This window comes from Ruegeria arenilitoris (assembly GCF_013032445.1).
In the GTDB taxonomy this organism is placed as follows: domain Bacteria; phylum Pseudomonadota; class Alphaproteobacteria; order Rhodobacterales; family Rhodobacteraceae; genus Ruegeria; species Ruegeria arenilitoris_F.
This window is the reverse complement of the sequence record NZ_WQCA01000010.1, coordinates 156,325-181,402: the sequence shown is the minus strand read 5'-3', so window position 1 is coordinate 181,402 and position 25,078 is coordinate 156,325. Positions and strand designations below refer to the sequence as shown.

Here is a 25,078-nt window from a genome sequence, read left to right as displayed (position 1 = left end):
GTCGTGTTCCTTATTTCACAGCGCCGAAGGTCAGGCCGCGGACAAGTTGTTTCTGGCTGAACCAGCCAAGGATCAGAATTGGTGCAATCGCCATGGTCGAGGCTGCGCTGAGCTTGGCAAAGAACAGGCCTTCGGGGCTGGAATAGCTGGCAATGAAGGCCGTTAGCGGTGCCGCGTCGACGGCAGTCAGGTTGAGCGTCCAGAACGCCTCGTTCCACGCCAGGATGAAGTTCAACAGCACGGTCGAGGCGATGCCGGGAATGGCCATCGGGGTCAGGACATAGAGAATTTCCTCTTTCAACGTCGCCCCGTCCATCCGCGCGGCCTCAAGGATTTCTCCGGGGATTTCGCGGAAATAGGTGTAGAGCATCCAGACGATGATCGGCAGGTTAATCAGCATCAGGACCACGACCAGCCCTCCGCGCGTGTCCAGCAGACCCAGACGGATGAACAGCAGGTAGATCGGGTAGAGAACACCAACCGCTGGCAGCATCTTGGTGGACAGCATCCAAAGCAGGATGTCTTTGGTGCGTTTCGAGGGCACGAAGGCCATTGCCCAAGCCGCGGGCACTGCGATGATGACGCCCAGAATGGTCGAGCCACCCGCGATAATGACCGAATTCCACAGGAACCGCATATAGTCCGAGCGCTCCTGCACGATGGCGTAGTTCTCGAGCGTCCAGTTGAAGTTCAGGAATAGCGGCGGGCTGGCAATCGCCTGCGCCTCGGTCTTGAAGCTGATCAGGATCGTCCAAAGGATTGGGAAAAAGATCAGCAAACGGATGGCCCATGCCAGGGCAGTGTTCAGCGATTTGCAGCGGGTTGTGACGGCGCGGGCCATGGTCGTTCCTCCTCACGCGTCCAGATTTTTGCCGACGATGCGCATCAGGAAGATGGCAACGATGTTGGCAAGGATGATTGCATAGACACCTCCGGCTGATCCGAGGCCAACATTCTGGCTTTCCAGCACACGCTGGAAGATCAGGTAGGTGAGTGTACGGGTGCCGAATGCACCGCCGGTGGTCACGAAGATTTCGGCGAAGATCGACAGAAGGAAGATCGTCTGGATCAGGATCACGATGGTGATTGCGCGGCTCAGATGCGGCAGGACGATGTGGTAGAAGCGTTTCAGAACAGGTGCGCCGTCCATTTCAGCCGCTTCCAGCTGTTCACTGTCCAACGACTGGATCGCGGTGAGCAGGATCAGCGTGGCGAAAGGGAGCCATTGCCACGAGACTATCATGATGATTGAGGTCATCGACGCCTCGGATAGCCATGAAATCGGCTCGGCCCCGAAAAAGCGCCACAAATGGGCAAGCAAGCCGTTCACCGGGTCCATGAACATGTTCTTCCAGACCAGCGCCGAAACCGTCGGCATGACGAAGAATGGCGCGATCACCAAAATGCGGACAACGCCTTGGCCCCACATCGGTTGATCCAGCAGCATCGCCAGAAGGATGCCCAGCACCACTGTGATCACCAGAACGCCGCCGACGATTACCAGCGTTGCCTGAACCGCAGGCCAGAACGAGCTGGACGAGACGAAGCGGACGTAGTTGTCGAACCCGACCCAGCCCAGATCACCGCCACGCAGGGGCAGGTATTTCTTGAAGGAAAAATACAGCGTCATCGTCAGCGGCACGAGCATCCAGCCAAGCAGCAGGACCACTGCGGGTGCCATCATCAGGCGAGCAACGGATCGGGAATGTTGGGTTGCCATGACGCAAGACCTCTCTGTTCAGGCGCGTACCAGCCTGCGAGAAAAAAAGGATTGTGGAAGGGTAGGGCGGGGGGCAGTAGATTGCCCACCCGCGGGGAGAAGCCCTCAGTACCCTGCGGCTTCCATCTCTTCAGCGGTGAAGGCCTGCGCTTTCTCAAGTGCCTCTTCCACCGATTGCTGTCCGGCATAGACCGCCGAGAACTCCTGGCTCACCTGTGTGGCGATACCTGCAAATTCCGGGATCGCTGCAAACTGGATGCCAACGTAGGGCACCGGTTTCACGGTCGGGTTGTTCGGATCTGCTGACAGGATCGAGTCCAGAGTCATCTTGGCAAACGGCACTTTCTGATACTCGGGATTCTCATAGAGCGAAGTGCGCGCGCCCGGTGGGACGTTGGCCCAACCTTCGTTCTCGGCCACCAACTCGATGTAGTCCTTGGACGTGGCCCATTCGATAAACTGCTTGGCGGCATCCTCTTGCTGAGTGCCAGCCGGGATGGCCAGAGCCCAAGCCCAGAGCCAATTTGATCGTTTGTCAACGCCGTCCGAATTAGGTGCCAGCGCGAACCCAACCTTGTCCGCGACGGTCGAGTCGTCGGGATTGGTCACGAATGAGGCCGCAACGGTGGCGTCGATCCACATCCCGCACTTGCCTTGCTGGAACAGCGAGAGGTTCTCGTTAAAGCCGTTTGTCGCATAGCCTGCGGGTCCGGATTCCGCCATCATATCGACGAAGAAGGTCAACGCCTCGTTCCATTCGGGCTGATCGAACTGAGGCTTCCAGTCCTCATCGAACCAGCGCGCACCGAAAGAGTTTCCGGTCACGGTAATGAACGCTCCGCCTTCACCCCAGCCGGCCTTGCCGCGCAGGCAGATACCGTTGATATCATTGTCGCGATCCGTCATCGCGGCCGCTGCTTCGCGGATAAACTGCCAGGTCGGCGCGTCGGGCATCTCCAGACCGGCTTTTTCCATCAGGTCCGTGCGGTACATAACCATCGAGCTCTCGCCGTAGAACGGAGCTGCAAAAAGTGTGCCTTCATGGCTCAGTCCGTTGCACATGGCAGGCAGGATGTCGTCCACGTCATACTCGGCGGACATGCCTTCCAGCGGCACCAGCCAGCCATTTGCGCCCCAGATCGGGGTTTCGTACATGCCGATGGTCATGATGTCGAACTGACCGCCCTTGGTGGTGATGTCCGTGGTGACGCGCTGACGCAGCACGTTTTCCTCCAGTGTCACCCATTCGACGTCAATGCCGGTCGCTTCAGTGAATTTGTCGGTATAGCCCTGCATCCGGATCATGTCGCCGTTGTTCACTGTGGCGATTGTAATGGATTGCGCGTGGGCCGCGGCCGTTGCGACGAACGTCAATGCAGTCGCCGCGCGAAGTGCGTGCTTCAGATACATCCCTGTCCTCCCTGAGCTTGGATGTCATGCAGGAAGCGTAGATCAGAAATTGTCGCGCCATCAATAAAACTTTACGCGCGTTAAATTTTTGAGCTACGCGGAGCCCCTTAAAACAAGACGCGCGGGGAAAAGGGTTTCAGTTCGGGTCTCAAATTTCCCTCCACTTTCAATAAGTTCGAACAAAGTTTCTACGCTTCGTGCGGCTACGTTGTCATAGTCATGCGCCGCCGTCGTCAGAGACGGGCACGTAAATTTTGCGAACGGATGATCATCATTTGAGGCCACGCGCAGCGTGCAATCCTCTTTCCGGCCGACCCGAATCCCTTGTTCGAAACAGGCTGCAAGAAAGCCAATGGCAAGCCGGTCATTGCTGCACAGGACCGAATCCGTCTTCAGGCCACGCTCTTCCAGAACTTTCAGTGCGCCCCTGTGGCCGATCTCTTCAAACGCCCATCCCTTGCCGTCGACTTTGATGATATTTGGCTCGAACCCGAGGCGCTCCATCACGTCAACATAGGCCTTCCTGCGCTTGTTGGCGTTTGGGTTCGCCGGGGTGCGCATCTCGAAAAACGACGGTGGTTCGCCCGTACGGGTCATGTATTCCACGGTTTGCGAAACAAAGCTGAAATTGTCTGACCCGATAAAGGCTGCCCCCAGACCCTCCAGGTTGCTGTCAAACAGAACCGTCGGCACATTGGAGCAGAACTTCTCTATCGCGGATCGATCTGAAATCCGCCCCAACGGCGCCAGCAGAACCCCGGCGGGTTTCAGGGATTGCAGGCCGTCCAGAATTTCGTTTTCCAGCTTTTGCTCACCATGCGCGCTAAACAAGAATGGGCGATAACCCGCCGCGATACAGCTTTGCTCAAGATAGCGCGCGATTTCGGCAAAGAACGGGTCGGCCAGATAGGGCACGACAATGCCGATATTCTTCGTCAGCTTCCGGTTTTGGTTCACCGCATAGATATTGGGGCGATAGTCGAACCGCTCCAGCGCCTCTTCTATGCGGGCCCTCGTTGTCGGGCGAACACTGTCGGGATCGTGGAAGTACTTGGACACCGTGGGTCGCGAGATACCGCTGAGGGCCGCGAATTCTTCCATATTCTTGATTTTGGTCATGCCAATCTGCCTGCGGATCATAGCCGCCTTGATCTTATCATCGTTTTACATATTCTTTGCGCGCGCAAAAAAATCAATAGTCAGGCAAATGTCGGGCAAGGGGTTTGAATGTATCTCGGGATCGATATCGGAACATCAGCGGTCAAGCTTGTCTGTGCGGACACCGATCGAATTCTTGCGTCGTCTTCCGTCGGGATCCAGTCCTCCTCGCCGCAGCCCGGCTGGTCAGAGCAACACCCGGAGCTCTGGTGGCAGGCGACGCGTGATGCGTTAACCCAACTTGCCGGGCAAATCGAGCTCTCGGAGATTAAAGCCGTCGGATTGTCCGGCCAGATGCATGGCGCTGTTTTGCTGGACCGCGATCTGCACCCGATCCGTTCAGCAATTTTGTGGAATGACAGTAGGGCAGTACAGGAGTGTGAAGAACTGCGCGCGGCCCAGCCGGAAATTGGCCATATTGCAGGCGTCCTTCCCTTGCCGGGCTTTACCGCGCCCAAGATTGCTTGGTTGAAAGAACATGGGCCTGACAACTATGCAAAGCTTTCCCATATTCTCCTGCCCAAGGACTACATTGGGTTGCGCCTACATGGAGAATTGGCGACCGACGCGTCCGATGCCGCCGGGACATTGTGGCTGGATCAGGCGGCGCGCAACTGGCATGCTGGAATTGCCGAGGCTTCTGACGTGGCACGCGATTGGCTACCGCAGATTTTTGACGGCCACAGTGGCGTTGGTACAGTGACGGCACAGGCCGCAGCTGAGACAGGATTGACACCTGACGTGCCCGTCGTGGCCGTAGGAGGGGACGCGGCAACCGGGGCGGTGTCTTTGGGTGCCACCGAAACGGGGCGAGGCTTCATCTCTTTAGGAACGTCCGGCCAGTTGTTCGTGGCGGATCGGACTTACAAACCCAATCCCGAACGTTATGTACATGCTTTTGCACACACGCTGCCCGGCCGTTGGTATCAAATGGCGGCGATGCTGAACGGGGCCAGGCCAATTTCGTGGATAGGTGGACAGCTTGGACTTTCCGCAGCTGAAGTTGTCGCCCTTGTCGAAACGGTGAGAGGCGATCGCATGCCGATTTTTCTTCCGTATTTGACAGGTGAACGCAGCCCTCTCGGAGATCCATATATCCGGGTCTGTTTCTTTGTTCTTGAGGACTCAACGACACGCGCGGACATCTGCCGTTCCGTGGTGGAGGCGATTGCGTTTTGCTTTGCTGATGCGGCTCAGAGTTTCGGTGACACTATGGATAATTTGCCAGAATTGGCTGCCATCGGAGGAGGCAGCCAATCAGATTTTCTGCTGAAGCTGATCGCGACGGTGATTTGGAAACCTGTAGTGCGCTCGGAAGGCGCCGATACTGGTCCGGCGTTTGGTGCAGCGAGGCTGGCAGCTTATAGCGAAGATGCGATTACCGGAGCCGATCTCGCGTTTCAGCTGCCAACTGCAAATAGGTTCGAGCCAGCCGAATTGACAGGGCTCGTCGAGCGGTTAACACAATTTCGACGGCTTTAGCTGCCATCAAAAACGTTAATTAACCGCTATCAAACAATCTTTCGCAAATCAATTTGCTTCCTAAGTGTGGTGGAGGGGCTTTGTACCGCATATGGTATACTATGTGCTGCTCAACATTTCTGTCGAACGTCACACGAATCTTGCCCAAACGCCATAGTTGGACCAGAAGAGGTGATATCCGAAATCCGTAGGCGCCCCCAATGTTGTAACAGCGTCCATAGGCGGACGAGTTCGAGCCCTGTGTTGCGTGCGAACTAGTTTTTTGGTTGCAATGGCTTCATCAGGTTTTCTTGAAGTTCAGGCCGTAGGGCAAAGTGTCAAACATCCAACTTTATCAAATCGCTTGCCTTTTCGCCGATCATGATCGCTGGTGCATTGGTGTTGCCACTGACGATTTCCGGCATGATTGAGCAATCGGCCACCCGCAGGTTCTCGATACCGCGTACCTTTAGTTTTGCATCGACAACGGATGCCTCTGACTGTCCCATCGCACAGGTGCCGGTGGGGTGGTAGATTGATGCGGTGTTCGCTCTGGCCCAATCCAGCGTGCCTTCGTAGTCGTCGACGCTCAGGTCCGCTGAGGGTCGAAACTCTTCTGAAATCTTCGAGGCCAGAGGGTTCTGTTTGGCAATCTTTCGCGCGATGTTCACGCCGTCGACGATGGTTCGGCAATCCGTTTCCGTGGAAAGGTAGTTCGGGAAGATTTTGACATGTTGAGACGGATCCGGACCGTTCAGGCGAAGTTCCCCTCGGCTTTCCGGGCGCAGTTGGCAGACCGACATGGTGAATGCCGAAAACGGATGCACGCCCTCGCCGGGGCTGTCGGCGGACCAGGGTTGCACGTGGAACTGAATGTCCGGAGTTTCAACATCAGGTCGGGTTTTCATGAAGCCGGTGGCAAGGCTGGCGGCCATGGTCATAGGACCCGCGCGAAATAGCGCGTACTTCAAAGCGATGCGCGCCTGATTGAACAGGCTGCGTACTTCGTCATTCAGCGTTGGCTCATTGCATTTGAACACCAGCCGCGCCTGCAGGTGGTCCTGCAAGCCTTTGCCAACTCCGGGCAGGGCATGTTGGGTTTCGATGCCGTTTTCCTTCAAGTGATTCGGGTCACCGATTCCCGACAGCATCAGAATCTGTGGGGAGTTGATCGCCCCGCCGGACAGGATGATTTCGCGACGAACTTTCAGTGTTTGTTCGGCCCCGGTGCGATCCCGATAAGCCAGTCCAATGGCCTTTTTTCCGTCCATGACCACACGCGTGACCAGTGCGTTTGTGATTATGTTTAGATTTTGACGCCCCCGGATGGGCTTGAGATAGGCCACAGCAGCGCTGCACCTACGGCCGTTGCGGGTGGTCAGTTGGAAATAACCCACGCCCTCTTGTTCGGCACCGTTGTAATCGGGGTTGAATGGATAACCGGCGGCCTGCGCTGCGGCCACCCAGGCGTCGCAGATGGGCCGTTGAATGCGCATATTGGACACAGACAAAGGTCCACCGACCCCGTGATATTCGTCTTCGCCGCGCTCCTGATCTTCGCATCGCTTGAACAGGGGCAGAACATCGTCCCAGCCCCAACCCTCGTTGCCCATTTGCCGCCAGCGGTCATAATCCTCTTTCTGTCCACGCACATAGAGCAACCCGTTCAGCGAGGATGATCCGCCCAGAACCTTGCCGCGCGGCCAATCGATGGATCGCCCGTTCAGCCCCGGGTCCGGTTCGGTGCGATAGCACCAATCGACCGAGGGGTTATGCATGGTTTTGAAATAGCCAACTGGGATGTGAATCCACGGGTTGGTATCGCGGCCACCAGCCTCGAGCAAAGCAACGGTCGTGTTGGGGTCAGCGCTCAGCCGGTTGGCAATGACACAGCCCGAAGACCCCGCACCAACAACCGCATAATCCACTTCCATGACTGCCTCCTCCTCACGCCGTCGAAAAAACTCTATGCAAGATGCAAGAAATATACTAGCCTTTTTTGATACAAAACGTCTCAATAATTGCAATCAGGGAGGTAAGCAATGGAGATTGGTCGGAAACTAAGTGGTATTTCGCGGAGGGATTTTTTCCGTGTTGCCGGGCGTTATGGCATGAGCTCGACACTGCTGGCGGCAGGTGGGTTCGGTGGCGCGATGAGTCTGGCGAACCTGGCGCAGGCCGCCGAATCAACCTACGAAAAGCGCTTTTCGAAAGAACCGAAACACACACTGAAATTCGGCGCTTCGGGCTTCAACACCCGCAACCTGCTGATTGAACGCGCCGGTGCAATCGAGTTCGCGCGGGATCTGGAAGAGCGCACGGACGGTGAGATTCGGATCGAATTCATCGGAGATAACCAGATCTGCGGTCAGTTGAGCTGTGTAGAAAAGACCCAGCAGGGAATTGTTGATATTTATGCGGCCTCGACACAAAACTCGGCCGGTGGCGCGCCTTACCTGAACGTGCTGGACTATGCCTATATGTTCCCCAGCCGCGCGGCGCAGTATCACTTCTTCTACAGTCCTGCGAGCCAGCGCATCCTGCGTGATCCCTTGGAAAAACGGCACGGGTTGAAATTCCTGTTCACGCATTGCGAACTGCGCGGTCTGCAAATGGGATCGACATTTGCAGACAAGCCCACTGTAACGAAACTGGAAGAGCTGTTTGGTACCAAGAACCGCGTGACAGGCACGCAGCTGGGGCGGATTGCGATGCAGCTGTTGAACCTGAACCCGGTACCGGTCGCGTGGGAGGAAACGCTGGACGCTCTGAAAACCGGTCTGATTGACGGAGCTGAAACGTGGGCCTCGGCCGTGGCTTACGCCAACATGGCGCCGGTGGTCTCGCAGTCGGTGAACCTGAAATTCTTCTGCGGCACTGAACATACCTCGATGTCGGCTAAGGTCTTCGACGGCCTGGGCGGTGAGTTGCAGGATGCGGTGATGGAGTCCTCATACTTCACACAGGCGTTGATCCAAGGCGCGAACGAAGCCGCGCTGTTGAACACTGTCGGTTTCTCCGAACCGCAACTGCCGAACACGATCTTCGCTGAAAACGGTGTGCGCCCGGCCTTCCTTGCAGACGATCAGATCAAACTGGCGGAAGAAATGTGTGCTCCGAACTACAACCCCGAACCCTGGGCTCAGTGGCGCGAGCGGATAAACAAATGGGCTGGTGGTATCGACACATATCAGGAGATCTACGACATCGCGCGTGAGATTCCCGCAGATACAATCGCGGAAAACGTTGAACCACGCCGCTGGTGGAGAGGCGAAGCCTAACCTAAGCTTAATACGAACCGGCCCGTGCGGGCCGGTTCCACTAAACACCGACTGGGAGGACGGGGTTCATGTCATTTTGGGCAGATGTCGGCGCGATATTCAGTGCTTTATTCACCTTCGATTCATTCGAAATTCAATCCGCGCTGGAATCCGACGCGACATGGGTGGTGGGCGCAATCGTCTCGGCCTTGGGTGGGCTCCTCATTATGTGGATTTACCGCAAAGTGCCGTTTGTTGAACGCCATTTTGAACGTGCCGTAATGGTCTATTCCTACCTTGCGATTGCCTTCATCATATTCTGGGGGGTGATTGATCGGTTTGTGTTTAATGACCAGGAACCCTGGTCCACCACCATTCCTCCACTCCTCTTCATGGTGATGGCATGGTTTGGCGCGTCCTATAACGTGCGGCTACGCACACATCTGAGCTTCAGCGAATTCCGCACTTCGATGCCGCGCGTCGGGCAACTGGCTTGCCTGTTTCTGGACGCAGTGCTGTGGTACATCTTTGCGGTGATCGTCATCGTGACCACCACGCGTTTGGTGGCCTTGTCCGCCTCGAACTTTCAGATCGTTCTGGGGACCGACAATATCATGCAGTGGTGGTTCCTATTAGCCGCGCCGCTGTCCTTCTTTCTGATGGTCGGGCGTGTGTTTCAGAACCTCGCCGACGATCTGCACAACTGGAAAACTGGTGAGCCGCTGATCCAGCAGGCCGTGATCGGAGCAGACTGATGACAGACGGAACCATGGTTACACTGATCTCGCTTGGGGTCACTTTTCTGTTCATGCTGGGCGTGCCGGTTCTGCTGGTGATTGGCTATTGGGTCATCGGCTGTTCCTTCGTCCTTGGCCTGACGCTGGACAATATGGGCGCGGAATTGCTGAACGTATTCAACAAAGGCTTTGCACTGTTGGCGATGCCCTTGTTCATCCTGACCGGCGACCTGATCAACAAGTCCGGTATCGCAAGGCGGCTAAGCGACTTTGCGTATGCCTGCCTGGGCTGGATACGCGGCGGGCTAGCGATGGCATCGCTTGGCGCTTGCGGATTGTTCGCGGCGATCTCGGGGTCGAACTCGGCGACGACGGCCACGATTGGCTCGATGCTGCACCCTGAGATGGTCAAAGGTGGCTATGACGAACGGTTCAGCGCTGCCACCGCGGCGGCGGGCGGTACGGTTGGGATCATCATTCCTCCGTCAATTATCTTCATCGTTTACGGCTTCCTGATGAACCTGCCGATTTCCGAGCTGTTTGTTGCCGGTATTTTGCCAGGCGCGCTGATGGTCATGGGGATGCAGTTCGCTTGCTGGATCATCTGCCGTATGAATGGCTGGGGACATTTGATCCCGTTGCAACTGAACCGGGTGCTGAAAACGGCGTTCGGAGCGTGGCTGGGCTTTTTCGCCATTGGGCTGGTGCTGTGGGGCATCTATACAGGCAAATTCTCTCCGACCGAAGCGGCGGGCGTGACCGTGGGATTCTGTGTCATCGCTGGTCTTGTCAGCTATCCGATCAACCGGATCATGGGCGCCCGGAATGACATCCCTCCGACTGAGAAGACTTTCGCAGAAATGTTCGTGGTTGAAGGCTTTACGATCCCCGAGATCCCTTCGATCGTTATCCGGTCAGCTCAGATCACTGGTATCCTTGCGCCGTTGATTGCGATTTCCGTAGTGATGCAGCAGATTCTGTCCCTTTTGGGTGCGCAAGAGACCATTGGTAACTTTGTGACCTCAATGGGCGGCTACTATGCGGTTTTGTTCACCTCGATGGTGATCGTGTTTTTCTCGGGCATGGTGCTGGAAAGCTTGCCAGTCACGATCATTCTGGCCCCGATCCTTGCGCCGATTGCGGCCTCGGTGGGCGTTGATCCGATCCACTTCTCGGTGATCTTCCTTGTGGGCGCGTCCATTGGCTTCATCACACCGCCATACGGCTTGAACCTCTACGTTGCCTCCGGCGTGACTGGCGTGCCGTATTTCCGGCTGCTGCGCTACACCGTGCCGTATCTGGCAGCGCTGCTATCGGTGTGGATTTTGGTGTCTCTGGTGCCCGATCTGGCCTTGATCCTGCTGCCAAATAACTAGACTGTTGCAGGATGGCCGAGACGGAAACACAAGACAAAGAAACTCAGATTCCAACCAACTTGCGCCTTCTTCTCATCCTTGAGGAGGTGGCGCGACGTGGGGTTGGCGTCAAACCGTCAGACCTTGTCGAGACATTAGGCTTGGCCAAGCCGACCGTTCATCGCCTACTGCAGACTGCAGAATCTGAAGGTTTCCTGCAGCGCGATCTCGATGGGCGCTCGTATGGCCCCGGACATCGGCTACGGCTGCTTTCGGTCAATACGATGTCTTCCGAGCACCTCCGCACTGCACGTCTGGCAATCTTGCGCAGCGTCGCCGAAAAAGTTGGTGAGACTTGCAATCTCGCCATTCCGGACAGGGAGGGGATGATCTACCTTGACCGGGTGGAAACAAAGTGGCCGCTGCGAATTCAGCTGCCGGTCGGTACGCAGGTGCCGTTCCATTGTACCGCAAGTGGCAAGATGTACCTGTCCACACTACGGCAAAAAACACTGGATGGATTTCTTGCAGCAGGAAATCTGCAACCGCAGACTGAACGATCTCTGACTGATCCCAAAGTTTTGCGGGCGGAAATCAAAAATATCACCGAGAACCGGTATTCCACGGATGACGAGGAATTCATGGCTGGTATGACCGCACTTGCTGTGCCCGTTCTTGACGGGCAGGGCAGGTTGGTGGGAACGCTTTCGGTTCACGCTCCAACACAACGTCACGACGTGAACAGCCTAATGTCGTTTCTGGGAATACTACAAAAAGGGGCCGGCGAACTTTCGGCTCTTTTGAACGAGTGAACAGCAGTTGGGTGACAGTCAAAACGCGAGTATTTTGAAACCAGCCGCGATTCAATCATCAACTGGTTTTGGGAGTTCTGGACCAAAGCTGACGAGTGCGTGATCAAAGTCCAGTATGGACGTTTGCTCAACTTTGAAAAGTCGAAACTCTGCGCAACGAGGCCTTAGGAAGGTAGTGCAGCATTCGACACATTGCGCGCTTTTTGTGCCTTAGGCAAAGAGATGTGTCGACATTATTGTCGGCCTGCCTGTTCACGGTCGAACTGCATGCGAAATTGCCTGACTTCATCCATCTGTTCATGCGACCAGAAGACGAGTGGCTTTAGCATTTCAAGAAGGCTTCTACCCAAAGTCGTCAACTCATAGGACACGGCGACCGGCGGGCCGGGATCGACCGTCCGGGTCAGGTACCCATCGCGCTGGAGCCCGCGCAGATTTTCGGTGAGTACACTCTGCGTGATGTCTCCGATACAGCGCTTGAGGTCGCCAAAACGTTTCGGTTCATCCTCCAGTGCGAGGATTATGATCATCCGCCATTTGCCTGTCACATTAGAGAGCACGGAACGGATGGAGCAGTTGGAGGCCTCTGCTTTGTTTGCAACTCCAATCGGTAGCATCTCAGTCTCTGGTATTGTTTCAAAACTATATGGAACAATAGCATTCATTTTTCTGCGCGCAACGCTCTTATTTTTATGATGGTAGCGTTGAGCATACTAGGTCAGTTCAAAGTACGTAATTGCAATGTGGTAGTGATTTGCTACCACGTATCGAGAGGATACGAATCAGAGGATATAGTCATGTCTCCCAAAGAACTTGTAATCGCACTTTTTACTGCTGCATTTGCTGATCACGACCCGGAAGCCGCGCGGCAACTCGTTACGCAGGACTACATCCAACTCAACCCTCAGGTCCCAACCGGAGCCGACGGGTTGATGGGCCTCATACCTTTGGTCGAGCAATCCGGCATGACAGCGACCACCCATCGGGTAATCACCGAAGGCGATCTGGTTGTTTTGCACAGCACTTTCGACAACGCAGATGCCTTTGGCGCACCGACCCTTGCAGCCTTTGACATATTCAGAGTGGAGGACGGCAAAGTAGCCGAGCATTGGGACAATCTGCAACCGGTCCCCGAAACAACGGTGTCTGGACGTGGCATGACAGATGGACCGACCGAGATCACCGATCTCGAAAAAACGGCAGAAAACAAAGCACTGGTTCTTGGCTTCGTTCATGACGTATTGGGCGGGGCCGCGCCAGAGAAAGCGGCCATGTATTCCAAGGTTTACATGCAGCACAATCCAATGCTGGCTGATGGCATTGATGGTCTTATGGAGGGGACCAAGGCATGGGCTGAACAAGGGAATGTAATTACCAAGTTCGAGCCCCAGATCGTAGTGGCAGAAGGCAACTTTGTCTTTGTTGCTTCAGATGCCACTGTTAGCGGGAACCCCTGGGCTTTCTTCGACCTATGGCGCGTCGAGGACGGAAAAATTGTGGAGCATTGGGACGTTGTTTCTCCTACCCCAGCGGAAATGGTGCACGGGAACGGCAAGTTCTAAAATTGGAAGAAGGCTGGCGGGCTGGAAATAGCTGGCCCGCCAGCCCAGAGCGGCCATGCGAAAAGAGCCCGGTATCAAATGATCCGGGCTCACTGCTGACCTTGGAGGCAACACGGCTTTCTTTGATACGGTCTCTTGTCAACGTCGGGTTGTCGTGGGGAGCGTAGGTCCAGTCACGGAATTGCCAAAGTTCGCCTACACCCAGCCCATGGGAAAACAGTTACTGCGAAAGCTCCAACGCCCGGTTCCGTGGCGATCTCCTGAACGGAGAGATCTTCTACAACCTGCGTGAGGCTAAAATCCTGATCGAACAGACACGGGGACACACTAAAACTAAACGACCTTGGGGCACCGCCTTCCGGCGCTGGAAATTACCGTCCCGATGGGTCAGAGGTTAGTCACGCACCAACAATCGCACTGAACCACTCAGTAGCGGCCGATCACCTCTAAAAGCTTCGTTCGTGGCTACCGTTCGCGCTTGCGGCAGGTCTTCTGGCTTGCGGACCATCGCTTGGACTGGCCTTGCCAAGAGCATTCTTCTAGTGGCGTGTTCAGCCGACCTCTTTGCTTACAGGTATGGGATAGCGCCGGAGTTTCACCGGTTTTCCTTTTGGCTTTCGACAGAAATTGAAGGAACCGAGGCAACATCATATCGGGTTTAACCTTATCGTGCCGTCAATATGTTGGGTAAATGGGTCGCGGATTTCTTTTGTGGGTCGACACTAAAAAAGCTGAGGGCCGAAATGATCTAATGTCCGTCCTTGTCGAATCAACTCATTTCGTGTTCTGTCGCGGCGATGGTTCCCGGCCGCGTTTCGTAGGCGGGAAAAAAGGGAATACGGTGCGGCCCGTTTATAGGCCTATTCCGTGACTGCCCCCGCAACTGTAAGCGGTGAGCGACCCGAGATCGTCCACTGGGCAAACGCCTGGGAAGGATCGGGACAGCGTTGACCCGCAAGTCAGGAGACCTGCCATCCGAATTTTTACGAACCTGGGCGGGGTGTCCCAGAGGGAGATGACAATGTTTCAAGCGGTCCTTGCCGTTCAAAAACTTGCACTCGCTTTGCCCTCGTCCGAGCGGAGGAGGCGACATCTTTGTCATTGCAGAAATCTGAATTCCAACCCTGCGGATTGCGCCGGGGAATCATCGCCTCGGTAATCTGTGGTGCCCATGATTGTGCCGTAGTGAACGGGGCGCCCCTATGACGCGGCGCTCAACGGATTATGACGCCAGCCAACGCGGACGTTGCCTGACCGAATTCAGCGTGCCGGTGCTGGTCGCGGGAGCCCTGACGCTGTCGGCGCTGTTGTGGCTTGCGATTTATGCGGTGCTCTGATGGCGGCTGTTCTTCAAATCCGCGATCTGACGCTTGGATACCGTGATCTGACGCTGTTTCGCCGCTTGTCCATGGATATCGAAGCCGGCACAACCCTGGCTGTTCTGGGGGCCAACGGGTCTGGCAAAAGCACCTTCGTGAAAATGCTGATGGGTCTGATGGACCCGCTTTCGGGCAGCCTGCACTGGCCGCAGGGTCGCCCTCGTGAAATCGGCTATTTGGCGCAGATGACAGAGTTTGACCGCCGCTTTCCCATTCGCGTGCGCGATCTCGCCGCCATGGGCGCCTGGCGTGGGTTCGGGTATCGATCCGGTCTGGATGGTGCCGCGCGCGCCCGAGTGACTGCGGCGCTGGACGAGGCCGGAGTTTTGGACATCGCGGACCGCCCCCTGCATACGCTGTCGGGCGGGCAGTTGCAGCGTGCCTTGTTTGCCCGGGTGATCATGCAGGACGCGCCGGTGATCCTGCTGGACGAACCCTTTGCCGCCGTGGATCAAAGCACCGAGGCGCATTTGCTGTCGATCATTCGCCGCTGGCGCGACGAGGGTCGCGCCGTGGTGCTGGTGGTGCACGACTTGTCATCGGTACTGGATCATTGCAGCCACGCCCTGCTGCTTGGGGGCCAAGAGGCAACCCACGGATCAGTCAGTGACGTCCTGACGCCTGACCGGTTGGTCGCCCAAGGTTATCTCTCGGAAAGCCAGGCGTCCTGGATGTTCCGGCGCACGCCATCAGCAACGGAGACCGCGCATGTTTGACCTCCTCACTGAAATGTGGAGCTTCGCCTTCATGCGCCGTGCCTTTGTGGCCACCACGGTCTTATCGGCCTCGGTGGCACCTGTGGGGGCCTTCCTGGTACTGCGGCGCTTGTCACTGGCGGGCGAGGCCATGGCCCACGCGATCACGCCTGGCATCGTCATTGGCTTTGTCACGGCGGGGCTGTCCGTCATGTCGCTGTTGATCGGGGGGCTGGTCGCCGGGATCGGCGTAGCCATCCTGACGGCGTTTCTGGCGCAAAGAACCATCTTGCGCAGTGACGCCAGTCTGGCCTCGCTTTATTTGATCGCGCTGGCGGTGGGCATTTTCATTCTGTCCGCAGCCGGGTCTGCTGTTCCGCTGAAGAGTTTTCTCTTTGGCTCGATCCTGGGCATCGACGATGCCTCGATGCTTTTGGTGGGTGGCGTGGCCACGGTGACGTTGGTGGCCTTCGCCTTCCTGCTGCGTCCCTTGATTGTCAGTACATGCGATCCTGTGTTTTTCGAAACTCAGACGCGCCGACCCTGGCTGGTCGATCAGGGTTTTATGCTGCTGCTGGTGCTGAACCTACTGGCTGCCTTCAAGACGCTGGGAACGTTGATGGCCGTTGGTCTGATGATCCTGCCCGCAACGGCGGCACGCTATTGGGCCAGCACGATTACCGTGCAGTTGGTTCTGGGCTTTATCTTCGCCCTGTCCAGCTGCTGGATCGGGCTGACCCTGTCTTACCTGTTCCCGAACACACCCTCCGGCCCGGCGATCGTGCTTGTGGCCGGGGTGTTTTTCATGATTTCGGCCATCTTTGGTCCGCTTGGCTTTGGCAGACGGCAGCGCAAGCCGACTGTTTCAAATGACATCCCCGTTGCGCAAATCCATCAAGAAGAGAGAGCCAAATGACTCTTACGAAATCCCTCTATGCCAGTATTGTTTCGGCATCCTTCGCTCTGGCCGCATTTCCGGCCGTAGCTGCAGAAGACGACGTGAAGATCGTCGCCAGCTTCTCGATCCTCGGCGACATGGTCGAAGAGGTCGTTGGCGATCTGGCCGACGTAACAACCATCGTGGGTCCTGACGCGGACGCGCATGTCTACCAGCCGTCGGTCGCCGACGCGAAGGCTGTGGCCCAAGCGGACATCATCTTTGTCAACGGTTTGGGCTTTGAAACATGGTCCGACACTCTGATTTCGGAATCTGGCACCGACGCATCCGTGCACGTTGCCACCGATGGGATCACACCGGTAAAAGTTGACGGTGAAACCGACCCGCACGCGTGGAACTCTCTGTCGAACGGCGTCGTCTATGTGACCAACGTCGCCGCCGTGATGAAAGAGGCCATGCCCGAGCGCGCCGACGAGATCGCTGCCAACGCCGATGCCTACATCGCACAGTTGGAAGCACTGGATGCCGAGACCAAAGCCAAGCTGGCCGAGCTGCCTGCTGACCGTCGCACGGTGGTGACCGCGCATGACGCGTTCGGCTATCTGGCCGATGCCTACGGCCTGACCTTTCTGGCACCGGTCGGGATCGACACCGAAGCAGAGCCTTCCGCCAAAGAGCTTGCTGTGCTGATTGATCAGCTGAAATCCGAAGGCGTGGCCGCGTTGTTTGTCGAAAACATCACCAGCCCGGCTCTGGTCCAGCAAATTTCGGACGAAACCGGCATCGAGATCGGCGGTCGTCTGTTCTCGGACGCCCTGTCCGAGCGCGGTGGCCCCGCGACCAGCTATCTGGCGATGTTCCAACACAACCTGGGCACACTGCTGGATGCGCTTGGGGACAAAGGCGCAAGCTAAACAAAGGGTGCGAGGCGGTTCGAGCCTAACCGCCTCGCGCATTCAACCTACATCGATGAGTTCAGCCGCCCCTACAATCAAGAACGTCGCGAACTCAATCCGAACCAAAAAGCACGTGACGTGGTGCGCGGCTTGATTTCGGAGATCGTTGCGTCTCCGACCAAGAAAGATGGCGTACCAATCGAGGTCAAGCGCCGCCTTAGCGCCTTGGTATCAAATCGTTCCAAAAAAGCTGGAGTTTGATGGTAGCGGAGGAGGGACTTGAACCCCCGACACGCGGATTATGATTCCGCTGCTCTAACCAACTGAGCTACTCCGCCATGAGTGAGAGGCGATTTAAGGGAGGGGCTGAGGAGGGTCAAGAGGGAAAAGACGGTTAAAGCCGGATTCTTTTTTGCCCCGGTCAAACCGCTTCGGGCTGGGCGGGTATAGCTTTGGCGATCCGCCGAATGAATGCTGCGCAGGCGCCCGGTTTGGTTATCAGGATCATGTGGCCAGCGCCCTCGATCCGTTCGAGGGGTAGGCCGAAACGGGCCATCGGCTCGCCCTGCGCCTCCGGCGACAGAATAGCGTCCTGTGCGCCATACAGAATTCCGCCGGGAACGGTCAGTTCTTTATACCTCGCCATCTGCGTCTCCAAGCTGGCGTCAATGCCCGCAACATCCTGCGCTCCGGTGATGAAAGCTGAGGGTCGCAGTCCCAGTGCGCCGCCCGCGCGGTCGAGGAAATCGGCAGGCGCGGGTTCGGGGGCAAAAACGATCCCGAGGGTGTGCGGCGCGGTTTTAGCGGCCAGCGGTACGGCCAGAGTGTTGCCGATCAGGCTTCGCAGCCATTCGGTGCGAATCTCCAGCGGTTTGAAGACTTGTGGCGTGGACGGAAGCTTTTGAGTTAGCGGAGCCAATAAGGCCAGTGCCTTGGTTTTTTCGGGATAGTCCAGCGCCATGGCCAACGCGATCGCACCACCCAGAGAGTGGCCGACCAGAACCGCGTCAGAAATGCCCTTGGAGTCTAATAGCTCTTGGATCATGCGCGCCTGTTCGGGAAGTTGCCCCAGATCGGACGTGTCGCGGGTCGAATAACCGCAGCCGGGCCGGTCGACTGCGATGACGTGGTAGTCGTCGACCAGCATATCGACCAGCGCGTATGTGAAATGCTGTAACTGACCTGTAAGCCCGTGGATCAAGACGATGGTCTGTTTCGAGGGGTCGCCTCGCTCTACAAAATGAATGCTGCCGCCGCTTACAGGTGTGACAACGCCAAGCTGTGGGACTCGTTTTTGCCCATCAGCGGTCAGCTTGCGGGTCCAAAGATGCAAGCTGACGAAAAACGCGATTATCAGAAGGGCAATTATCAGGATAGTGTTCATCTCAGCAGTCTCCGCCGTGGGGAGGGCAGGGTGGGATTGTTCCAGCCCGGTCTGGATCATACGTTTCTTAATACTCGGATACGGGCTCTCGCCAAAGCGTTGTGTTGCAAACTTGATCGTTCTGATGTCCGGAGCAATCGCCCGATTGCCGTGTGTAACTTGAGACTTGCTAATCGACAAAACCGGTTTTCGGCCCTTCATCGCGGTAGGCTTTTTGCAAGTAGGTTTGCACCTCGGCCCATTAATCATAGTTGCGATTGCAGTCCGGGTTTTAAAAGAGCTAGTGCTGTGCGGTTTGGCAAGACAAACTAGCGCCGCACCGCTGAGGCGGCGTTTCATGTTTCAAAAACGGTGTCGCTTCCTGCAAACAGATATCGCAATCAGTGAGGTGAAAGGCTCGCGAATCCCCCAATCTGGGAAGCACGATTGGAGGATTGCCCGTGAACATTCGAACCGCGTCCCGCGCCGGCGGCCGTTCAGCCCGTCGCGCCCTGCGCACCGCCCCGAATTTTGAAATGCTGCCCGGCCTGACCCGAGGCATCCCCTTGTGCGAGGTGATGGATGGTAGTCAGGTTGAACGCATCGACAATGCCGCCATGGACATTCTGGAAAACGTTGGCGTCCAGTTTCGAGACCCGATCGCCATAGAGGACTGGAAAAAGGCGGGTGCCAAGGTCGATGGTGAACTGGTTTATCTGGACCGCAACATGGTGCGAGAGCTGATCTCGACCATTCCGACGCAGTTCACCTACCACGCCCGCAACCCCAAAAACAACGTCAAGCTGGGTGGTAAGCATTCGGTGTTCGTGCCGATGACTGGCGCGCCGTTTTTGCGCGATTTGGATGATGTGCGCCGCAATCCGCTGTTGGAAGATCTGGCGATGTTCCACAAGCTGAGCCACATGATGCCCGCGCTGCACAGCTCGGCCCACCACATTGTCGAGCCCTATGATCATCCGATCAGTCAACGCCATCTGCAGATTACGTACTCATCGATGAAATACTCGGACAAGATGTTCATGGGCATGACCACCTCGCCCAAGAACGCCGAGGACGTGATGGATATGTGCGATATCCTTTTCGGCGAAGGGTTCATTGACGACCATCCAGTCACAACCGGCAACTGCAACGGTAACAGTCCGCTGGTCTGGGATGAGACCATGTTGGGCGCGATGCGTGCCTTCTGCCGCCGCAATCAGCCGGTTTTGTGCTCTCCCTTTGTTCTGGGCGGTGCGAACACACCCGCGTCGGTGCCCGCAACTGTGGCGCAGCTGACCGCCGAGGCGCTGAGCGCGCTGGCTTACACGCAGGTTATCCGCAAGGGCGCGCCCGCGATCTGGGGGCACTATCTTTCGACAGTGTCCATGAAATCAGGCGCACCGATGGCTGGCACGCCCGAGATCAGCCTGATGAACTTTATGATCGGCCAGATGGCGCGGTTCTATGACGTGCCGTGGCGCACGTCGAACACGCTGGGCGGGGCCAAGACCTTTGACGCGCAGGCGGGCTATGAATCAGCCACCACGCTGCAAGCGGTCATTCATGCCGGTGCCAATTACATCTGGCACTCGGCGGGCTGGAATGAGGCCGGGATGCACTGTTCTGTCGCCAAGTTCATTGTGGATGCCGAACAGTGCGCGATGGCGTACCGTATGGCTGAAGGTCCGAAATGGCACGATTTTGATCAGGCCATCGCCGCGGTGCCCGATGTCGGCCCCGGTGGGCACTACCTTGGCCACCCGCACACACAGGACAACTTCCAGAGTGCCTTCTTCATGCCTGAACTGTTCGACAACAATTCGATCGAGCAGTGGCAGGCCGAAGGCAGCGTTGAGATCACTGAACGCGCGCTCAAACACGCCAGAAAACTGTTGTCCGAATACCAGGAACCTAAGCTGGACGAGGCGAAGAACGAAGAGCTTCTGGATTACATCGCCCGCCGCGAGCGGGAAATTCCTGCGGCTGACGAGCTGAACCAGAGCTACTAAGGAATTCTCCCTGCAACTCACCCGCCCAGACTATCGGGCGGGTTTTTTCCAATCGGAGGGATAATGGAACTACAGGGAAAAGCCGCTCTCATCACTGGGGCAGCCGGCGGGATCGGCGCTGCCATCTCGCAGCGCCTGCGTCAGGCGGGCGCGCGGGTTGCGGTTGCTGACCGCGTGACCGAGGGGATCAAGGCAGAAGCCCATCTACCCGGCGATCTGCTGGACGCGACCTATGCCGACACGCTGCCCCGGTACGCAGCGGAGGCTCTGGGTGGTCTGGACATCGTCATCAACAACGCCGGTGTGATTACGCGCGGTTCAGTCACCGAGACATCGGATCAGGACTGGGCGCTGTCGCTAGGCGTAAATGTCGAGGCCCCTTTTCGTGTCTGCCGGGCTGCAATCCCAATTCTGGCCGCAGGTGGTGGCGGGGCTATCGTCAACACCGCATCCTGCTGGGGCCTGCGCCCTGGCCCCAACCACGCGGTTTACTGTATGACCAAGGCCGCGATTGCCTCGCTGACCCAGTGCATGGGCATGGACCACGCCCATCAGGGCATCCGCATCAACGCCGTCTGCCCGAATGAGGTGAACACGCCGATGCTGCGCTCGGGCTTTGAAATGCGCGGGTTCGATCCGGATACCGCCGTGGCCGAACTGGGCCAGACCGTCCCATTGGGCCGCATTGCCGAACCCGGGGATATCGCTGACGTGGTGACGTTTCTGGTCTCGGATTCTGCACGCTATGTTTGTGGCGCGTTGTTGGAAGTGAACGGAGGGAAGCCGGTTTCATGAGCCGATTTGAGGGCAAAACCGCGCTTGTCACCGGCGGGCGCAGTGGAATTGGCCGGGCGATTGCCGCACGGTTGAGGCAGGACGGGGCGCGTGTGTTCACGGCACAACGTGGGGCAGATCCTGATTTCGATGGCATCGCGGCCGATTTTGCCGATCCCGACAGCCCGCAAGCCGTGGTTGATCAGGTCATCGACCGGGCAGGGCGGCTGGACATTCTGATCAACAATGCAGGGATGATGCAGGAAGCCTCGGTTGTTGAGATGAGCCTTGAGGACTGGCAGCGCAATCTGACGGTCAACCTCACCGCTCCGTTCCTGCTGATCAAGGCGGCACTGCCGCACTTGCGACGGACGCGTGGCAATATCGTCAATATCGGTTCGATCGAAGGGTTGGGCAGTAATCCCGGCCACGCCGCCTATTGCGCGTCCAAGGCCGGCCTGCACGGCTTGACGCGCGCGGTGGCCGTAGATCACGGAGCCGACGGCATCCGCTGTAATGCCGTCGCACCGGGTTGGATCGATACTGAACTGAATGTGGATTTCATCGCATCAATGCCGAACCCCGAGGCGTTCCGCGAAGATATCAGGCGCATTCACCCTGTAGCCCGCACCGGTGCACCGGAGGAGGTCGCGGCGCTGGTTGCGTTTCTGGCCTCAGACGAGGCCAGCTTCATCACCGGGCAGGTCTATACCGTGGATGGCGGGCGCATGGCCAAGCTGAGCCTGCCCTGATCACTCATCCCGCGCGCGCCATTCCTTCCAGCGGAGAACGGCGTTTGCCCCGATCTCGCGGAAGGGCTGCGGTGGCAGGCGCTTGGGTTGATCTTCGGCCTCGAAAAACCGGGTGATGTCCGAGCTTTGGCCGCAGGCGCGTTCCGCCGCTGCGATCCCGGTAAGAGTCCCGCGTGCGGTACCCAAACCGTTCTGGACGCAGCCGGAATAAACGCCGGGTTCAATCTCGCGCGTGACCGAGACGCTGTTCAGGCTCAGGCACAGGTGGCCGGCCCAATGGTACTCCATCTCCATCCCCATCAGTTGCGGGAACCTCTGGTCGAACTTGCGCTGCATCACCTTTGATGCCCGCGCCAGATCGCGAGTGGTTGCGGCCATGCCGGGACGCAACGCCGCGCAGGTGCGGGTGATGACGCGATTGCCGCCCTGTCCACTGTCGATCCGCCGCATCGTGGTGCCCATCGGATCGGACGGGGTCACGCCCCATCGCGGTTGGCCGCCCAGACGGGCCAGCGCGCTACCGTCCAATTCCGGCGTCATCGCGGCGAACAGGAACAGTTGCATCAGCCGGTCACGCTCGATACCGAAGCTTTCCAGATGCCCGTTGACTGTCAGGATCACGGCACCCGTGCTGACCGCCCCTCGCTGGGTTTTCACCAGCCACGTGTCGCCCTGTTTTTCGAACCCGGTGACGGCCGCGTTTTCATACAGCGCCACGCCGTCCCCGACCAACCCGGCCGCCAGCCCGCGAATATAGCCCGCAGGCTGCAACATAACTGTGCCGGGCGTGTAGAGCCCGGACCGGTAGTGGTGTGAACCGGTCAGGTCGAACATCTGCTGCGGATTCAGCATTTCGCTGGTTTCACCCAGCGTCTCCAGATGCTGCGCATAGCTGACGTTGTGGGCGTAACCTGCCGCGCTGGCTGCGCCATTCACCTTGCCCGCAGGATCAAAGAAGTTCGGGTCGATCCCGTATTGCGCGACCGCCGCGCGGGCAAAGGCGATTGCCTGCCGGTTCAGTCCGATCATCACCTTGTCGTCGCCCGTCCCGGCATAATCGTCCGACGCCAGATCATGCGGCAGGTCGATCATAAAGCCCGAGTTCCGCCCTGCAGCACCTTCGGCTACACGCCCGGCTTCCAATACGACGACTCTGGCATCGGGTTGCAGTTGGGTCAGGCGCCGGGCCGCCGACAGACCGGCGAATCCGGCACCGACGATAGTGAAATCGGCGGTCAGGTCACCGTCCAATTCCTGCGTGGGCGGCTGAGCCCCAAGGATGGCGCTCCATGCCGCTGGTCCACGATGGACCGGTAGGGTTCTGGCGGTATAGGCGCTCAATCGACGGCCTCATCAGCGTCATCGGCAAGGTCGATCCAGATGGTCTTCAGCTGAGTGTACTGGTCATGCGCGTGGACCGAGTTGTCACGCCCGCCAAAGCCCGACTGCTTGTAGCCGCCGAAGGGCGTGGTGATGTCGCCTTCACCAAAGCTGTTCACCGTCACGGTACCCGCCCGGATTGCCCGCGCACCCCGGATGGCACGTTTTGCGTTGGCCGTAAAGATCGAGGCACAGAGGCCGTATTCGGTGTCATTGGCGATCTTGATCGCCTCGTCAAAGCCAGAAACCTCAATCACCGACAGGACCGGGCCGAAGATCTCCTCGCGCGCCAGGGTGGAGTCGTTGCCGGGCACTTCGACCACGGTAGCTTCGACGAACCCATTCTCGGCCTTGCCGCCGATTACCACATTCTCGGCCTGATCCAGATAACTACAGACCTTGTTGTAATGGCCTTCGCTGACCAGTGCGCCCATGCGGGTTTCGGGGTCCAGCGGGTCGCCGATGTTCCACTGTTTGGCGTGGTGTGCGATGCGTTCCAGCAGTTCCGCCTTCACATCCTTGTGCACGATCAGGCGGGACGAGGCCGAGCAGTTCTCGCCCATATTCCAGAACGCGCCGTTGACGATATGCGCCGCCACACGGTCGAGGTTTTCGGCGTCGTCCATCACGATGGCGGGGTTTTTACCACCCATTTCCAGCACCACCTCTTTGGCGTTGCTTTCGGCCGAGTATGTTAGGAAGCGTTTTCCAGTAACGGTCGAGCCGGTGAAGGACACCATGTCGATATCCATATGCCGCCCGATGGGTTCGCCCACCTCGGCGCCACCACCCGGCACGATGTTCAGAACGCCGCGCGGTAGACCCGCCTCCATCGCCAGTTCGGCCAGACGCAGTGTCGTCAGCGTAGTTTCCACCGCAGGTTTCACCACCACCGAGCAGCCCGCCGCCAGCGCAGGGCCGATTTTCCACGCCAGCATCAGCAGCGGGAAGTTCCACGGCAGCACCAGACCCACAACGCCAATCGGCTCGCGCACGACCATAGCGATGTGATCGTCACTGGCGGGTGAGACCTGATCATAGATCTTGTCAATCGCCTCGGCGTGCCATTTCAGGCAGTGAATGGTCTCGGGTACGTCCACGGTTTCGCAGTCATAGATGGTCTTGCCGCTGTCGATGCTCTCCATCACCGCCAGTTCGCGTGCATTGCGGGTCATCAGCTTGCATAGCCGGATCAGTACATCCTTGCGGTCCGAAGGGTGCAGTTTCGACCAACGGCCATCGTCAAAGGCCTCACGCGCCTTTTCAACGGCAAAGTCCACATCCGCCGCGCCGCAAGCGGCTATGTCCGCCAGCGTGTCGCCGGTCGCGGGGTTCACAGCGGTGAAGGTTTCACCCGAAATCGCCGGACGGAACGCGCCGTCGATAAAAGCACCGGTCGGCAGTGTCAGGCCTGCGGCGATGGATTTGTATTCGTCCTGTGTCAGCAATTCCATGCC

General features: G+C 57.7%; 22 protein-coding genes, 1 tRNA gene, 1 pseudogene and 2 riboswitches. Of the genes and pseudogenes, 14 read left to right on the top strand and 10 right to left on the bottom strand.

Annotated elements, in window-relative coordinates:
* Positions 1 to 10: 10 nt before the first annotated feature.
* From GOW98_RS16440 to GOW98_RS16425, 4 genes are all read right to left on the bottom strand, one after another.
* Positions 11 to 841: a carbohydrate ABC transporter permease gene (locus GOW98_RS16440; protein ID WP_170333992.1), complete on the bottom strand. Its 831-nt coding sequence runs from the start codon at positions 839 to 841 to the stop codon at positions 11 to 13.
* A 12-nt stretch (positions 842 to 853) separates the two neighbouring features.
* A complete protein-coding gene (locus GOW98_RS16435) occupies positions 854 to 1,720 on the bottom strand; it encodes a carbohydrate ABC transporter permease (protein WP_010443327.1) in 867 nt (288 codons plus the stop codon).
* A gap of 105 nt (positions 1,721 to 1,825) precedes the next feature.
* Complete coding sequence (locus tag GOW98_RS16430) at positions 1,826 to 3,130, bottom strand: ABC transporter substrate-binding protein (protein WP_170333991.1); 1,305 nt, start codon at positions 3,128 to 3,130, stop codon at positions 1,826 to 1,828.
* Positions 3,131 to 3,223: 93 nt separating this feature from the next.
* Positions 3,224 to 4,249 carry a LacI family DNA-binding transcriptional regulator gene (locus GOW98_RS16425; RefSeq protein ID WP_170333990.1) on the bottom strand — a complete coding sequence of 342 codons (1,026 nt, stop codon included), beginning with the start codon at positions 4,247 to 4,249 and terminating at the stop codon, positions 3,224 to 3,226.
* Between the two features lie 108 nt (positions 4,250 to 4,357).
* Here GOW98_RS16425 and xylB point away from each other — a divergent pair, with 108 nt between their 5' ends.
* Positions 4,358 to 5,770, top strand: a complete 1,413-nt coding sequence (gene xylB, locus GOW98_RS16420) for a xylulokinase (RefSeq protein ID WP_170333988.1) — start codon at positions 4,358 to 4,360, stop codon at positions 5,768 to 5,770.
* Positions 5,771 to 6,087: 317 nt separating this feature from the next.
* On the opposite strand, the gene GOW98_RS16415 is transcribed toward xylB, so the two are convergent.
* Complete coding sequence (locus GOW98_RS16415) at positions 6,088 to 7,683, bottom strand: GMC family oxidoreductase (RefSeq protein ID WP_170333986.1); 1,596 nt, start codon at positions 7,681 to 7,683, stop codon at positions 6,088 to 6,090.
* 108 nt (positions 7,684 to 7,791) lie between these two features.
* Here GOW98_RS16415 and GOW98_RS16410 point away from each other — a divergent pair, with 108 nt between their 5' ends.
* From GOW98_RS16410 to GOW98_RS16395, 4 genes are all read left to right on the top strand, one after another.
* Positions 7,792 to 9,030 carry a TRAP transporter substrate-binding protein gene (locus GOW98_RS16410; RefSeq protein ID WP_170333984.1) on the top strand — a complete coding sequence of 413 codons (1,239 nt, stop codon included), beginning with the start codon at positions 7,792 to 7,794 and terminating at the stop codon, positions 9,028 to 9,030.
* 68 nt (positions 9,031 to 9,098) lie between these two features.
* On the top strand, positions 9,099 to 9,764 hold the full coding sequence (locus GOW98_RS16405; protein WP_170333981.1) for a TRAP transporter small permease: 666 nt from the start codon (positions 9,099 to 9,101) through the stop codon (positions 9,762 to 9,764).
* Entirely contained in the window at positions 9,764 to 11,122 is a 1,359-nt protein-coding gene (locus tag GOW98_RS16400) for a TRAP transporter large permease (RefSeq protein WP_170333980.1), read from the top strand. Before GOW98_RS16405 ends, GOW98_RS16400 begins: the two co-directional genes overlap by 1 nt.
* An 11-nt stretch (positions 11,123 to 11,133) precedes the next feature.
* The gene (locus tag GOW98_RS16395; RefSeq protein ID WP_170333978.1) at positions 11,134 to 11,913 is read left to right on the top strand and encodes an IclR family transcriptional regulator; all 780 of its coding nucleotides are present in this window, start codon (positions 11,134 to 11,136) and stop codon (positions 11,911 to 11,913) included.
* Positions 11,914 to 12,146: 233 nt separating this feature from the next.
* Here the strand turns inward: GOW98_RS16395 and GOW98_RS16390 are convergent, their stop codons facing one another.
* The gene (locus GOW98_RS16390; RefSeq protein ID WP_254438044.1) at positions 12,147 to 12,578 is read right to left on the bottom strand and encodes a winged helix-turn-helix transcriptional regulator; all 432 of its coding nucleotides are present in this window, start codon (positions 12,576 to 12,578) and stop codon (positions 12,147 to 12,149) included.
* 132 nt (positions 12,579 to 12,710) lie between these two features.
* Here GOW98_RS16390 and GOW98_RS16385 point away from each other — a divergent pair, with 132 nt between their 5' ends.
* The 6 genes and pseudogenes from GOW98_RS16385 (at position 12,711) to GOW98_RS16365 (ending at position 17,361) form a co-directional block, all read left to right on the top strand.
* Positions 12,711 to 13,475, top strand: a complete 765-nt coding sequence (locus tag GOW98_RS16385; protein WP_170333976.1) for a nuclear transport factor 2 family protein — start codon at positions 12,711 to 12,713, stop codon at positions 13,473 to 13,475.
* Positions 13,476 to 13,678: 203 nt separating this feature from the next.
* Positions 13,679 to 13,896, top strand: a pseudogene (locus tag GOW98_RS16380) (integrase core domain-containing protein); the annotation flags it as partial.
* A gap of 44 nt (positions 13,897 to 13,940) precedes the next feature.
* Positions 13,941 to 14,128: riboswitch (cobalamin riboswitch) on the bottom strand.
* A 128-nt stretch (positions 14,129 to 14,256) separates the two neighbouring features.
* Positions 14,257 to 14,465, top strand: a riboswitch (cobalamin riboswitch).
* Positions 14,466 to 14,677: 212 nt separating this feature from the next.
* Entirely contained in the window at positions 14,678 to 14,812 is a 135-nt protein-coding gene (locus GOW98_RS26100) for a hypothetical protein (RefSeq protein ID WP_302479281.1), read from the top strand.
* Positions 14,812 to 15,570 (top strand): metal ABC transporter ATP-binding protein, encoded by a 759-nt coding sequence (locus GOW98_RS16375; RefSeq protein ID WP_170333974.1) that lies wholly within the window; start codon positions 14,812 to 14,814, stop codon positions 15,568 to 15,570. Before GOW98_RS26100 ends, GOW98_RS16375 begins: the two co-directional genes overlap by 1 nt.
* The gene (locus GOW98_RS16370; protein ID WP_217359600.1) at positions 15,563 to 16,465 is read left to right on the top strand and encodes a metal ABC transporter permease; all 903 of its coding nucleotides are present in this window, start codon (positions 15,563 to 15,565) and stop codon (positions 16,463 to 16,465) included. Before GOW98_RS16375 ends, GOW98_RS16370 begins: the two co-directional genes overlap by 8 nt.
* Complete coding sequence (locus GOW98_RS16365) at positions 16,462 to 17,361, top strand: metal ABC transporter solute-binding protein, Zn/Mn family (protein ID WP_170333971.1); 900 nt, start codon at positions 16,462 to 16,464, stop codon at positions 17,359 to 17,361. The genes GOW98_RS16370 and GOW98_RS16365 overlap by 4 nt, the downstream gene beginning before the upstream one ends.
* A gap of 243 nt (positions 17,362 to 17,604) precedes the next feature.
* Here GOW98_RS16365 and GOW98_RS16360 read toward each other — a convergent pair.
* Together GOW98_RS16360 and GOW98_RS16355 are read right to left on the bottom strand one after the other, a co-directional pair.
* Positions 17,605 to 17,681, bottom strand: a tRNA-Met gene (locus tag GOW98_RS16360).
* Between the two features lie 83 nt (positions 17,682 to 17,764).
* Positions 17,765 to 18,787, bottom strand: a complete 1,023-nt coding sequence (locus tag GOW98_RS16355) for an alpha/beta fold hydrolase (protein ID WP_254438043.1) — start codon at positions 18,785 to 18,787, stop codon at positions 17,765 to 17,767.
* A gap of 380 nt (positions 18,788 to 19,167) precedes the next feature.
* Between GOW98_RS16355 and GOW98_RS16350 the strand changes: the two genes are divergently transcribed.
* The 3 genes from GOW98_RS16350 to GOW98_RS16340 all read left to right on the top strand — a co-directional run bounded on the left by GOW98_RS16350 (position 19,168) and on the right by GOW98_RS16340 (position 22,241).
* On the top strand, positions 19,168 to 20,715 hold the full coding sequence (locus GOW98_RS16350; protein ID WP_170333967.1) for a trimethylamine methyltransferase family protein: 1,548 nt from the start codon (positions 19,168 to 19,170) through the stop codon (positions 20,713 to 20,715).
* A 63-nt stretch (positions 20,716 to 20,778) separates the two neighbouring features.
* Positions 20,779 to 21,510 (top strand): SDR family NAD(P)-dependent oxidoreductase, encoded by a 732-nt coding sequence (locus GOW98_RS16345; protein WP_170333966.1) that lies wholly within the window; start codon positions 20,779 to 20,781, stop codon positions 21,508 to 21,510.
* Complete coding sequence (locus GOW98_RS16340; RefSeq protein WP_170333965.1) at positions 21,507 to 22,241, top strand: SDR family NAD(P)-dependent oxidoreductase; 735 nt, start codon at positions 21,507 to 21,509, stop codon at positions 22,239 to 22,241. Before GOW98_RS16345 ends, GOW98_RS16340 begins: the two co-directional genes overlap by 4 nt.
* Here the strand turns inward: GOW98_RS16340 and GOW98_RS16335 are convergent, their stop codons facing one another.
* Positions 22,242 to 23,582 carry an NAD(P)/FAD-dependent oxidoreductase gene (locus GOW98_RS16335; RefSeq protein ID WP_170333964.1) on the bottom strand — a complete coding sequence of 447 codons (1,341 nt, stop codon included), beginning with the start codon at positions 23,580 to 23,582 and terminating at the stop codon, positions 22,242 to 22,244.
* Positions 23,579 to 25,075, bottom strand: coding sequence for an aldehyde dehydrogenase (locus GOW98_RS16330; RefSeq protein ID WP_170333963.1), 1,497 nt, complete (start codon positions 25,073 to 25,075; stop codon positions 23,579 to 23,581). The genes GOW98_RS16335 and GOW98_RS16330 overlap by 4 nt, the downstream gene beginning before the upstream one ends.
* Between the last annotated feature and the right edge of the window lie 3 nt (positions 25,076 to 25,078).